Source organism: Anaerocolumna sp. AGMB13020, assembly GCF_033100115.1.
Lineage (GTDB): Bacteria > Bacillota > Clostridia > Lachnospirales > Lachnospiraceae > Anaerocolumna.
Genome location: NZ_CP136910.1, coordinates 2,984,574 through 2,997,500, shown reverse-complemented (window position 1 = coordinate 2,997,500; position 12,927 = coordinate 2,984,574). Strand labels below are relative to the sequence as shown.

The 12,927-nt window shown below is 40.2% G+C and carries 7 protein-coding genes, 7 tRNA genes and 1 rRNA gene; 13 read left to right on the top strand and 2 right to left on the bottom strand.

Features of this window, described 5'->3' with window-relative positions; genetic code table 11:
- Positions 1–39 precede the first annotated feature (39 nt).
- The 13 genes from R2R35_RS12170 to R2R35_RS12110 all read left to right on the top strand — a co-directional run bounded on the left by R2R35_RS12170 (position 40) and on the right by R2R35_RS12110 (position 10,851).
- Positions 40–2,939 (top strand): 23S ribosomal RNA (locus tag R2R35_RS12170).
- Positions 2,940–2,988: 49 nt separating this feature from the next.
- Positions 2,989–3,062, top strand: a tRNA-Asp gene (locus tag R2R35_RS12165).
- 14 nt (positions 3,063–3,076) lie between these two features.
- Positions 3,077–3,149: transfer RNA gene (locus R2R35_RS12160), tRNA-Val, on the top strand.
- 13 nt (positions 3,150–3,162) lie between these two features.
- Positions 3,163–3,235, top strand: a tRNA-Thr gene (locus R2R35_RS12155).
- A gap of 30 nt (positions 3,236–3,265) precedes the next feature.
- Positions 3,266–3,347, top strand: a tRNA-Tyr gene (locus R2R35_RS12150).
- Positions 3,348–3,375: 28 nt separating this feature from the next.
- Positions 3,376–3,449 (top strand) — tRNA-Met (locus R2R35_RS12145).
- 50 nt (positions 3,450–3,499) lie between these two features.
- Positions 3,500–3,572, top strand: a tRNA-Phe gene (locus R2R35_RS12140).
- Positions 3,573–3,605: 33 nt separating this feature from the next.
- A tRNA-Lys gene (locus tag R2R35_RS12135) sits at positions 3,606–3,678 on the top strand.
- A 543-nt stretch (positions 3,679–4,221) separates the two neighbouring features.
- Positions 4,222–5,244, top strand: coding sequence for an NADPH dehydrogenase NamA (gene namA, locus R2R35_RS12130; RefSeq protein WP_317730090.1), 1,023 nt, complete (start codon positions 4,222–4,224; stop codon positions 5,242–5,244).
- A gap of 323 nt (positions 5,245–5,567) precedes the next feature.
- Positions 5,568–6,221 carry a fructose-6-phosphate aldolase gene (gene fsa, locus R2R35_RS12125; RefSeq protein ID WP_317730089.1) on the top strand — a complete coding sequence of 218 codons (654 nt, stop codon included), beginning with the start codon at positions 5,568–5,570 and terminating at the stop codon, positions 6,219–6,221.
- Positions 6,222–6,333: 112 nt separating this feature from the next.
- Complete coding sequence (tkt, locus tag R2R35_RS12120; protein WP_317730087.1) at positions 6,334–8,319, top strand: transketolase; 1,986 nt, start codon at positions 6,334–6,336, stop codon at positions 8,317–8,319.
- Positions 8,320–8,732: 413 nt separating this feature from the next.
- Positions 8,733–9,416, top strand: coding sequence for a response regulator transcription factor (locus tag R2R35_RS12115; protein WP_317730086.1), 684 nt, complete (start codon positions 8,733–8,735; stop codon positions 9,414–9,416).
- The gene (locus R2R35_RS12110; protein ID WP_317730085.1) at positions 9,406–10,851 is read left to right on the top strand and encodes a sensor histidine kinase; all 1,446 of its coding nucleotides are present in this window, start codon (positions 9,406–9,408) and stop codon (positions 10,849–10,851) included. Before R2R35_RS12115 ends, R2R35_RS12110 begins: the two co-directional genes overlap by 11 nt.
- A 195-nt stretch (positions 10,852–11,046) precedes the next feature.
- On the opposite strand, the gene R2R35_RS12105 is transcribed toward R2R35_RS12110, so the two are convergent.
- Entirely contained in the window at positions 11,047–11,823 is a 777-nt protein-coding gene (locus tag R2R35_RS12105) for an ABC transporter permease (protein ID WP_317730084.1), read from the bottom strand.
- Between the two features lie 177 nt (positions 11,824–12,000).
- Complete coding sequence (locus R2R35_RS12100; protein WP_317730082.1) at positions 12,001–12,867, bottom strand: ABC transporter ATP-binding protein; 867 nt, start codon at positions 12,865–12,867, stop codon at positions 12,001–12,003.
- Positions 12,868–12,927 lie beyond the last annotated feature (60 nt).

The window sequence follows — 12,927 nt, the reverse complement described above, 5'->3', positions numbered from 1 at the left end:
TAGACAGGCGAGATTTGTGTTCTTAGAACAGAAATCATAGGTCAAGCTAATAAGAGCGCAGGGTGGATGCCTTGGCACTAAGAGCCGATGAAAGACGTGATAAGCTGCGATAAGCTGCGGTGAGGAGCAAATATCCTTTGACCCGCAGATTTCTGAATGGGGAAACCTGACGGAGCAAACCTCCGTTACTATTAAGTGAATACATAGCTTAATAGAGGGAACCCGGGGAACTGAAACATCTAAGTACCCGGAGGAAGAGAAAGAAAACTCGATTTCCAGAGTAGTGGCGAGCGAAATGGAAAGAGCCTAAACCAGAAGATTTATCTTCTGGGGTTATGGACCGCAACAAGTGAGATGAAAGGTAGCAGAATGGTTTTGGGAAAGCCAGCCAAAGAGAGTGAAAGCCTCGTATGCGAAACCGGAAGTCAGCGAGCGGGATCCGAAGTACCACGAGACACGAGAAACCTTGTGGGAATTAGGGGGGACCACCCCCCAAGGCTAAATACTACTTAGTGACCGATAGTGCATAGTACTGTGAAGGAAAGGTGAAAAGAACCCCGGGAGGGGAGTGAAAGAGAACCTGAAACCCTGTGTTTACAAGCTGTGGAACACCTATTTACAGGTGAACCGCGTACTTTTTGTAGAACGGTCCGGCGAGTTACGTTTACTGGCAAGGTTAAGAGTTTAAGACTCGGAGCCGAAGGGAAACCAAGTCTGAATAGGGCGAATAAGTCAGTAAAAGTAGACCCGAAACCGGGTGATCTACCCATGTCCAGGTTGAAGCTGCCGTAAAAGGCGGTGGAGGACCGAACACACATCCGTTGAAAAGGGTGGTGATGAGGTGTGGGTAGGGGAGAAATTCCAATCGAACCCGGAGATAGCTGGTTCTCCTCGAAATAGCTTTAGGGCTAGCCTTGGTTTAGTCTAATGGAGGTAGAGCACTGAATATCCTAGGGGGCGTCAAAGCTTACCGAAGATTATCAAACTCCGAATGCCATATAGATGATGACCAGGAGTCAGACTACACGAGATAAGTTGGGTAGTCAAAAGGGAAAAAGCCCAGACCACCAGCTAAGGTCCCAAAGTGCGTGTTAAGTGGAAAAGGATGTGGGATTTCGAAAACAACTAGGATGTTGGCTTAGAAGCAGCCACACATTAAAAGAGTGCGTAATAGCTCACTAGTCGAGAGGTCCTGCGCCGAAAATGTCCGGGGCTAAAACACGACACCGAAGCTGTGGATAGTAGTGAATACTACTGTGGTAGAGGAGCATTCTTAATACCGACGAAGCGATACCGTAAGGAGTCGTGGAGGGATAAGAAGAGAGAATGCCGGAATGAGTAGCGAGATGAAAGTGAGAATCTTTCAGGCCGAATATCTAAGGTTTCCAGAGTAAAGCTGATCTGCTCTGGGTAAGTCGGGACCTAAGGCGAGGTCGAAAGACGTAGTCGATGGACAACAGGTTGAAATTCCTGTACCTTATAAAAACAGAACTGTGGGGACGCAGAGACAAAGTCAGAGCCGGGTGAGGAATACCCGGTACAAGCGAGGTACCAGTGGAGCAGGAAAATCCGTTCCATAATGGGAAGACGTGATGTGGACCGAAATATAAGTAGGGAAGCTGATGGAGGCACTGCCAAGAAAAGCCGCTATTGTTTTTTATAAGCCCGTACCGTAAACCGACACAGGTGGATGAGGAGAGAATCCTAAGGCCGACGGGAGAAGCATTGTTAAGGAACTCGGCAAAATGACCCCGTAACTTCGGGAGAAGGGGTGCCTGTAGAAATACAGGCCGCAGAGAATTGGCCCAAGCAACTGTTTAGCAAAAACACAGGTCTATGCAAAACCGTAAGGTGAAGTATATGGGCTGACGCCTGCCCGGTGCTGGAAGGTTAAGGGGAGATGTTAGGGGTAACCCGAAGCGTTGAACTTAAGCCCCAGTAAACGGCGGCCGTAACTATAACGGTCCTAAGGTAGCGAAATTCCTTGTCGGGTAAGTTCCGACCCGCACGAAAGGCGTAATGATTTGGGCACTGTCTCGACAATGCACCCGGTGAAATTGAAATACCAGTGAAGATGCTGGTTACCTGCGCCAGGACGGAAAGACCCCATGGAGCTTTACTCTAGCTTGATACTGGGATTCGGTATTGCATGCACAGGATAGGTGGGAGGCTATGAAGCGGTGACTCCGGTTGCCGCAGAGCCGTTGTTGGGATACCACCCTTGCAGTACTGGGTTTCTAACATGTGCCCGTGATCCGGGCAGTGGACAATGTCAGGTGGGGAGTTTGACTGGGGCGGTCGCCTCCGAAAGGGTATCGGAGGCGCTCAAAGGTCCTCTCAGGATGGACGGAAACCATCCGCAGAGTGCAAAGGCATAAGAGGGCTTGACTGCGACACCGACGGGTGGAGCAGGTACGAAAGTAGGACTTAGTGATCCGGTGGTATAAAGTGGGATTGCCATCGCTCAACGGATAAAAGCTACCCTGGGGATAACAGGCTTATCACTCCCAAGAGTTCACATCGACGGAGTGGTTTGGCACCTCGATGTCGGCTCATCGCATCCTGGGGCTGTATTAGGTCCCAAGGGTTGGGCTGTTCGCCCATTAAAGCGGTACGCGAGCTGGGTTCAGAACGTCGTGAGACAGTTCGGTCCCTATCCGGCGCGGGCGTAGGATATTTGAAAGGAGCTGACCTTAGTACGAGAGGACCGGGTTGGACTGACCTCTGGTGTATCGGTTGCACTGCCAAGTGCATGGCCGAGTAGCCAAGTCGGGACGGGATAAACGCTGAAGGCATCTAAGCGTGAAGCCCCCCTTAAGATAAGATATCCCATGCGAATGCAGTAAGACCCCTGAAAGACGATCAGGTGGATAGGTTAGAGGTGGAAGTGTGGTAACACATGCAGCTGACTAATACTAATAGGTCGAGGGCTTGACCTAAAAATGGTTTTTATCGGATGAATTAATGTGTAAGTGAATGTCAAGTATTGGCCCGGTGGCTCAGTTGGTTAGAGCGCCGCCCTGTCACGGCGGAGGTCGAGGGTTCGAGTCCCTTCCGGGTCGTTGGTAATAAATATGGGATCTTAGCTCAGCTGGGAGAGCATCTGCCTTACAAGCAGAGGGTCATAGGTTCGAGCCCTATAGGTCCCATTTACCTAAAAATGCCGACGTGGCTCAATTGGCAGAGCAGCTGACTTGTAATCAGCAGGTTATCGGTTCGAGTCCGATCGTCGGCTTGAGTGTGAAAACACTTATAAAAAAAATATGGATGGATTCCCGAGTGGCCAAAGGGGGCAGACTGTAAATCTGTTAGCGACGCTTTCGAAGGTTCGAATCCTTCTCCATCCATTTGTTTTAAAATAATAAAAAATAATATCGCGGGGTGGAGCAGTCTGGAAGCTCGTCGGGCTCATAACCCGAAGGTCATAGGTTCAAATCCTGTCCCCGCAATCCGAAAACATGCAGTTTTCGAAAGAAATTGAGTCAATGATGTTGGCCTTGCCCAGATAGCTCAGTCGGTAGAGCAGAGGACTGAAAATCCTCGTGTCGCTGGTTCGATTCCGGCTCTGGGCATTTTTTATTGGATTTTTTAGATTCAGTAAATTTGGGATATTAGCTCAGTTGGTAGAGCACTTGACTTTTAATCAAGGTGTCCCGGGTTCGAATCCCGGATGTCTCATAATCGGTTTATATACAAGTTAAGAACGTTATTTGTTAAATAAATAATAAGCTTATCCACAAATTATAAACGAATAGTTGATAAAATCCACTGTAATTTATGTTACAGTGGATTTTTTGTTATATCGAAGTTTTTTTTGTAATGAATAATTAAAGTAATGATTGTATTTACTAAACTATTGTTTCAATCAGATACTTGTGTTTGATTGTTTTCATCATCTTTAACATTTTTAAAATTTGGCTCTGTACAATCTACTCCTTATATCGTGATGATAACTAATAATCAAGTAAGTATAGCGTTTTATTGAATTTTACTTTTGATGACCTGTTCAGATACTTATAATGCAACAGTATAGAGAAAATAGCTTATAAGCCAAATAGTAATGTTAATTTATATTTATTTAGTGTATAATTATTATAGTGTGGTATTTTAAAGAGTAGAAGTTTTTAATTTGAAGTACACTCAAATAGATGGGATTTAATTTGTGTAATTCATGCAAACGAAAAGTACTTAGTGATTTAAATATCTAGCAGGAGGTATAGAATGAAGATCTTCGAAGAATTCAAAATAAAAGACCTGTTGTTAAAGAATAAAGTAGTTATGCCGCCTATGTGTATGTATTCATCCGATGAAACAGGATATGCCAATGAATTTCATTTTACTCACTATGTCACCAGAGCAGTAGGAGGTGTAGGTTTAATAATAATGGAGGCTACTGCAGTTTCACCTAATGGACGGATTACAGAGAAAGATCTTGGTTTATGGGAAGATGGACAAATCGCTGGTCTAAAGCAGATTGTTAAGGTATGCCATGAGCAGGGGAGTAAAATGGCAATTCAGTTAGGACATGCCGGACGTAAGTGTACAGCCCCTAATGAAAGAATCGTAGCTCCTAGTGCCATAGCTTTTGATGATAAGAGCCAGATTCCTCATGAATTAACATTATCTGAAATCAAAGCGGTTGTCAGAGACTTCAGAATGGCTGCTATAAGAGCTGATAAAGCAGGATTCGATGCTATAGAAATACATGGAGCACATGGTTATCTCATAAGTGAGTTTTTATCCCCTATATCGAATAAGCGTAAGGACGAATATAACGGTAATGCTGCTAATAATGGACGTTTTCTTAAGGAAATACTGGAAGCAGTAAAAGAGGTCTGGCCTAAAGAAAAACCCATTATCGTAAGAGTTTCAGCTGATGATTACCTTCAAGGAGGAATGACACCAGAATTTATGAGTGATATCCTGAAAGATTTTAAATCATTGTTTGATATCTTACATGTTAGTTCAGGTGGTGTTGCACATGCTGAGATAGACTCCTATCCAGGTTATCAGGTAGAGGCCGCCAGATATCTAAGGGAAAGTTGTATGGTTCCTGTAATTGCTGTCGGGTTAATTAATACTCCAGATATTGCAGAAGAGATTATAGCAAATAAAAGAGCAGATTTGATCGCTATTGGAAGAGAGTTGTTAAGAAATCCTTATTGGGTTTTAAATACTGCAAGAGAAAAGAGAATACCTTATGAATATCCCAAACAGTATTTAAGGAGTTTTAACATATTCTAAATTCCTTTATTTTATATAGTAATATAGAATTCTATTTATAAATTATTTAATAGATATACATCGCTTTATGAAGCTCAATGAAATATTTATATGAAAAAGACAATAAAATATAAAATAATTTAGATATTTCTCAAAGAAAATTTGTGTTTTTTAAATCCAGATAAAGTTTTGTCATTAAACTATTGCATTACTGCTTATATTATAGTATATTTATCTATGTGATTGGATTTAGAACGGTTTAAGTTAATTTGTTTACAAGTATCTAAAATAATTTAGTAAATCAGTACATACCTATAATGGTAAACTGAACGGAGGATTGTCTTATGAAATTTTTTATTGACACAGCGAATGTTGAGGACATTAAGAAAGCAAATGAAATGGGTGTAATTTGTGGAGTAACTACCAATCCATCACTCATTGCAAAAGAAGGAAGAGATTTCGTAGAGGTTATTAAAGAAATTACTGCAATCGTAGACGGACCAATTAGCGGAGAAGTAAAGGCTACTACTGTAGATGCAGAAGGAATGATAGCAGAAGGCAGAGAGATTGCAAAGATTCATCCTAACATGGTTGTTAAGATACCAATGACTGTGGAAGGTCTTAAAGCTACAAAGGTTCTTTCTTCCGAAGGAATCAAAACAAACGTAACTCTTATTTTTACTGCAAACCAGGCATTACTGGCAGCCAGAGCGGGTGCAACATATGTATCACCTTTTCTGGGACGTTTGGATGATATTTCATCACCTGGTATTGATTTGATAAGAATTATCGCAGATATATTTGAAATCTATAATCTTCAGTCAGAAATTATTGCTGCCAGCGTCAGAAACCCTATTCATGTTACTGATTGCGCACTGGCTGGTGCACACATAGCTACAGTACCTTACAGTGTTATTGAGCAGTGTACAAAGCATCCCTTAACAGATCAGGGAATTGAAAAGTTTCAGAAGGATTATAGAGCAGTTTTTGGTGAATAAAAAAGATCAAGAGGTAATTCAATAGGGACTAAATAATAGTCTTTTGAATATAATAAAATTTCCAAAAAGATAAATAGGTTTTGGAGATTAACAAGGATTTAGGAGGACAAAAATGAGTAATATTGATACATTGTCAGTTAATTCACTGCGCGTATTAGCAGCGGATGCAGTACAGAAAGCAAATTCAGGACATCCTGGTCTGCCACTTGGCGCAGCAGCTATGGCATATGAGGTATGGGCGAATCACATGAATCACAATCCCAAGAACCCTAAGTGGACAAACAGGGACCGTTTTGTCCTGTCAGGTGGACATGGTTCTGCACTTCTTTACTCTCTGCTCCATTTATTCGGATATGGCGGTTTATCTGTTGAAGATCTGGCATCCTTCAGACAGTTGGATTCCCTTACACCGGGCCATCCTGAATATGGTCATACTGTTGGTATAGAGGCTACTACAGGACCTCTTGGCGCTGGTATGGCAATGGCAGTTGGTATGGCAATGGCTGAAGCTCATCTGTCAGCTAAATTTAATAAAGAAAACTATCCGATAGTTGACCACTATACTTATGTTTTAGGCGGCGACGGCTGTATGATGGAAGGTATCTCCTATGAGTCCATGTCCTTAGCAGGAACATTAGGTCTGAGCAAGTTAATTGTTCTTTATGATTCTAATAAGATATCGATAGAGGGTGACACGGATATAGCATTTAGAGAAGATGTGTCTAAGAGATTTGAAGCATTTGGTTTCCAGACACTGGTTGTAGAAGATGGTAATAATCTTGAAGAGATAGGTGCGGCTATTACAGCAGCTAAGGCGGATACTACCAGACCCACCTTAATCACAGTTAAGACCAAGATTGGTTATGGTTCTCCCAGAGAAGGAATGGCTAGTGCTCATGGTGAACCTCTTGGAGCAGATAATGTCAAGGCATTAAAAGAAAAATTAGGATTCCCTGCAGATAAGGATTTCCACGTTCCTGCAGAAGTATATAAGCACATAGAGGAAGTTAATAAAAAGAGTGAAAAAGCAGAGGCTGACTGGAACGAACTTTTTAGCAGTTATGCGAAAGCTTACCCTGAATTAAAAGAACTCTGGGATAAGTACCACAATGAGGCTATTGCTGAGGAGCTTTTAGAGAATGAGGAGTTCTGGTCATATCCTGATAAGCCGGATGCTACCAGAAACTTATCTGGTATGGTTATTAACCGCTTGAAAGATATTATACCTGGTTTTATTGGAGGTTCTGCAGATTTAGCTCCTTCTACTAAGACATATATGAAGGATGCAGGAGATTTCTCCAGTGAGGATTATTCCGGACGGAACCTGCATTTTGGAGTTAGAGAGCTTGCAATGGCAGCTATCGGTAACGGTCTTGCACTTCATGGCGGTTTAAAGGCTTATGTATCAACATTCTTTGTATTCAGCGATTATGTAAAACCTATGGCTAGGCTTTCTTCTTTAATGGGACTTCCATTAACTTTCGTACTTACACATGACAGTATTGGTGTTGGAGAAGACGGACCTACACATGAACCTATCGAACAGCTTGCAATGCTTCGTGCTATGCCTAACTTTACTGTTTTCAGACCGGCAGATGCTACAGAGACAATAGCTGGATGGTATTATGCAGTTACCTCAAAGAAAACCCCTACTGCCCTTGTGCTGACACGTCAGAACCTGCCGCAGTATAAAGGTTCCAGTAAAGATGCCTTAAAGGGTGCTTATATCATTGCTCCTTCTGAGAAGGAAGTACCGGATGCTATTATTATGGCAAGTGGTTCCGAAGTTGAGATCAGTATCAATGCGAAGGAAGAGCTGAAAAAAGAAGGAATTGACGTAAGAGTTGTAAGTGTTCCTTCAATTGACCTTTTTGAAGAGCAGAGCAAGGAATATAAGGATAGTATACTGCCTAAGAATGTCAGAGCAAGAGTTGCCGTTGAAGCAGCAATTGATTTTGGCTGGGGTAAATATGTAGGTCTTGACGGTACTACTGTTACAATGAAAGGCTTTGGTGCTTCTGCACCAGCAGGCTTGTTATTTAAGAAGTTTGGTTTTACAACCGAAAATGTAGTTGCAGCTGTTAAATCAGTCTTGTAATGATAGAAAGAAAGCATGAATATACAGATAATAATTAAGTAATACTGAAGTGGAAATAGGTCGATCTACTGGGCCATTGTCTGGAAAGAAAATGTTCTTTGGTTTCAAGCAAGCATATTCAGTTGCTGCCAATTATTAGAATAGTATGTGAGTGAGAGATTGTATATTTGAAATAATAGTTTAGTATCAATAGCAGGGCATCCATGATAATGTATAAATTATGGATGTCCTTCTTTATGTCTGGAAAGTCTAATCATTAGTTCCTTATAAGTAGTTATATTCCTATTTCTTCTGTTGTATATTAATACTTGTAAGTATTCAATTCTAATAGAATTTTAATATTAAGTTATTGCAAATAGCTATTTTTGCAGATAGAATGAGTTTAGATGGAATAATATACAGGAGGGTAGTATATGCCTAAAATATTGATAGTTGAAGATGAAAGTAAAATAGCCCGCTTTGTTGAGCTTGAATTAAAATATGAAGGTTATGAGGTAGAGATTGCTGCTGATGGCAGGACAGGTCTTGAGAAGGCTCTTCAAAAGGAGGTAAGCCTGGTACTGCTGGATATAATGCTTCCTGGTATCAGCGGTATTGAGGTGTGCAGAAGAATTCGTATGGAATCAGATGTTCCGGTTATAATGCTTACTGCCAAGGATGATGTTACAGATAAGGTAGCAGGGCTTGATATAGGGGCTGATGACTATATGACGAAGCCATTTGCCATTGAGGAACTCCTGGCTAGAATAAGAGTAGCCTTAAATCGCCATACAAAGCAGGTACAGCCCAAACAGGATATACTCAAGATTGGAAAACTAAAGCTTAATTTATCCGGCCACAGTGCTTTTTATGGAGACGATGAGCTGGTACTGACCAAAAAGGAATATGAATTATTAGAGTATCTTATCAGAAATAAGAACATTGCCATTACCAGAGAGCAGTTATTGAATAATGTTTGGGATTATGAATACCTGGGAGATACCAATGTAGTAGATGTATATATCCGCTACCTGAGACAGAAAATTGATGATAAGTATGGTATACGCCTTATCAACACAGTGAGAGGGGTAGGTTACATTATTAAAGATGAAGGTTAATTTTAAAGAATCCTTAAGGCAGTTCCTTATAAGGATTGTACTTCCTTTCCGAAAGAAGCGGGAAGTCTGGCTGGGAAATTTTCGTTTTTCTATCGCTTTTCGAATTTCCCTTCATTATCTGAAGCTGCTAATAATAAACGGTGTCCTGTTTTTATGTTTCTTCTCCCTTCTGTTTTTGTGGGGTGAGAAGCTACAGATGCATGACAGCGCAGAGGTAATATTGGAGGAAGCTGTAGAAGAAGGTTTTCCGGAGGAAAACGCCAGTAATAATGACAGTACTTTTGCTTTGCTTGGCATTCATTATAAAGCAGTGGATAATAATACCGGAGTTATTCTTTTTAACAACCTGGAAAAGGATCTTACCGGAGAGAAAAAGCTCTTTGATTCAATTTATATCAGTGGAGTTTTTGATGAAAGCGACCTGGCCGTTATAGTAGAAGAACATAAGGAGGTAGTGGTTAATGGAGCTTTAGTTGATATCCTATTTCAGTATGACCTTGCCGCCAGTCTTAAAGAATTAAATATGCTCTTGCTTTGCGTTGGTTTATTGTATTTATTTTTGGTATATGTTATTACCCATTTTGGAAAAAAGAGTGACAGGACTTTGCTGGAGCCTATATTTGAGATGTCAGAGACTGCAAATCGTCTTACTGTTAATAATCTTGGGAGCAGGCGGCTTAATGTGGAAGGTACAAAAAATGAATTAAAGGATCTTGCAGCTGTAATAAACAATATGCTGGATCGTTTGGAAATTTCCTATGAAAGTCAGAAGCAATTTGTATCCGATGCCTCTCATGAGCTTCGTACGCCTATAGCAGTCATACAGGGTTATGCCAATCTCTTAAACAGATGGGGAACAAGTAATAAAGAAGTTATGCTGGAATCCATAGACGCCATTAATAATGAAGCGAAAGCAATGCAGGATCTGGTAGAGAAATTACTTTTTCTTTCAAGGCATGATAAGAAAACCCTAAAGCTGGACAAACATAGATTTAACATGTGCGATGTTGTGGAAGAAATGGTAAAGGAGACAAAGATTGTTGTAAAAGACCGTGTTATAGAAGCATCTGTTCTGCAGGATGTAGAGGTATATGGTGACAAACAGGCTCTGAAGCAGGCTATTCGTATATTTATCGACAATGCTGTTAAATATTCTGAGGAAGGGGATACCATTACAATAACCTGCCAGGATGATGACGGAGATTGTGTAATTAATGTAAGTGATACCGGACTGGGTATGACAAGAAAAGATGTTGAGCATATATTTGAACGATTCTATCGTTCCGATCAGGTCAGAGGTGCAAAGATAGGAGGCCATGGCCTGGGATTATCTATTGCAAAACTGATTGTACTTGGTCATACGGGTAAAATAAAAGTACGATCACAATTTACGAAGGGGACCACCTTTACCATAACACTGCCTAGAAGATTTTAATGTTATACGGCACTATTTTAAATGATAAAAAGTTGCCGGCAGGTGTATCGAAGGGCCTGCCGGCAGTTTTTTTGTATAAATAAGATTCTGTTTCCTGGAGTAAAGCTTGCTTGTTGGCGGTGCCTAAAATGCTTAAGGAAGAGTGTTTCTTTATAGAATGGAAACGCCAGATTCAGGAAAAATTATTTAGTGGTCTTAATTTGCTTTTAGAACTCTCTGGTTTTTACGAATACTAAAGATTAGTATGATAGCTGAAACCGCTCCAAAGAACAGGAGGGATTGGACGAAAGGTGCAAAGTTATATTCACCACCCTGCCAGAAGGTTATAAAGTCACTGCTTATATAGGACATAGGAAATACTTTTGCTACGGTCTTTACACCAGAAGGAAGCTGGTCAACAGTAATACCCATCATTCCGCATAAGATCATGAAGCCAAAATAGAGGAACATGCATACCGCGTAGGTGGGACCGAATTTGCGTAATATAGTTGCCAATCCATGAGCCAGCATAAAAAATATTATAGAAAGTGCGTATAGGGATAGGACAAAGAAGACAGCAGAACTGATTTTAGGTGTCTGTAAATCAAGTATGAATAAGTCAACTATTGCATAAATGATAAAGGCTGCGGTTGTAAAAATAAGATAGGATACCATTTTTGCAAGCAGCATTGTTTTTTCTGTAAAACCGAAGAGATTTAGGCGTAAGGGTACATCCTTTTCCAACTCCTGTGAATAGTTTGCTGCATAACCAATAAGAAGGACCGCCATTGGAATAATCATACTCATGGTTATAAAAAGACCGGTTACGGTTTCTGAATACATATTTTCCGGTATTTGCGATTTCAACATGACTGAGAACAGGGCTGACATAATAATTGGGAAGAAAACACCGAAAAAAATAACAAAGATATTGCCGATTATATTTCGTAGTTCATAGCTGATTAAATACCAATTGAGCCTTTTTTTATTCATAATACAAACCTCTTTTCAAACAGATATAATTTTTGTCGACATCTTTTATTAATAGATGTCATTATGAATGTTATAATTAATGAAAGATAATGTAAATATAAGTTACTGTGGATGCAAGTTACTATAAATGAAATTTATTATTTAAATACTTGCTTTTAAATTATTGATAGGTATAATCTATTTTTTATTCTGAAAGCTCAATTTTGCATTGATGGACATAATTTCAATATTATCATTACTGCGTTTAAAGTTAATGTCTTCTTTAATGAGAATTTCCGCTATCTGTTTTTCTTCCTCATTATTATGACAGGAGAGAGCGATTAAGTGAGCAGGTGCTGCAAGTTTTGGGAAGTTACTCATAATTCTTTGGTTTTGCTCCGTATTATCAAGTGTTATTACGGTCTTTCCGCAATATTTACGAAATAGCTCCTCTTTGCTGCCGAAATCTACAACTTGCCCTTGCTCTAATATTAACAGCTTATTTACCAGTTGTTCCAGTTCCTCATAGTAATGTGAAACTACGCACAAAGTAGTATTTTTATTACTGTACCAATCCACCAACTTGGACATAAGCTTTTGTCTTGTTTCGAAATCCAGGCCTGAGGTTACCTCATCAAAAAATACCAGAGGTGAGTCTTGAATCAATACAAGTATGATGGTAAGCCTCTGTTTTTGACCTCCTGAGAGAGCTGCGTATTTCTTATTCAAACAATCTTCAAAATCAAAAAAGGTTATTAAATCCTGCAGGAGTTTGTTCTTTTTTATTCTGGTATACAGAACGGCTTCTATTATATGCTTTACGGCCATGGTATTCGCATAATTATTGTATTGCATATGCACAGCCATTTCCTCTGGTTGGAGGTCGGTTGTAATACTTCCCTGATAATTTGTTAAACCCAGAATGGTTTTTACAAAGGTTGATTTCCCTGCACCGTTTGAGCCGATGATCCCGATACGGTCACCGGCTTTAAAACTTATAGGGTTATTTATTGTTAGGGCTATTTGATTACCATAACTAACTTTTACCTGATTGATTGTCATCATGATATTTCTGATCCTTTCGCCAGCTGCTTTCTGCTGATGGATATATTTTAACAAAAACAT

Coding starts and splice junctions, on each gene's coding strand:
- namA (WP_317730090.1), top strand. CDS start 4,222: ATGAAGATCTTCGAAGAATTCAAAATAAAAGACCTGTTGTTAAAGAAT.
- fsa (WP_317730089.1), top strand. CDS start 5,568: ATGAAATTTTTTATTGACACAGCGAATGTTGAGGACATTAAGAAAGCA.
- tkt (WP_317730087.1), top strand. CDS start 6,334: ATGAGTAATATTGATACATTGTCAGTTAATTCACTGCGCGTATTAGCA.
- R2R35_RS12115 (WP_317730086.1), top strand. CDS start 8,733: ATGCCTAAAATATTGATAGTTGAAGATGAAAGTAAAATAGCCCGCTTT.
- R2R35_RS12110 (WP_317730085.1), top strand. CDS start 9,406: ATGAAGGTTAATTTTAAAGAATCCTTAAGGCAGTTCCTTATAAGGATT.
- R2R35_RS12105 (WP_317730084.1), bottom strand. CDS start 11,823: ATGAATAAAAAAAGGCTCAATTGGTATTTAATCAGCTATGAACTACGA.
- R2R35_RS12100 (WP_317730082.1), bottom strand. CDS start 12,867: ATGATGACAATCAATCAGGTAAAAGTTAGTTATGGTAATCAAATAGCC.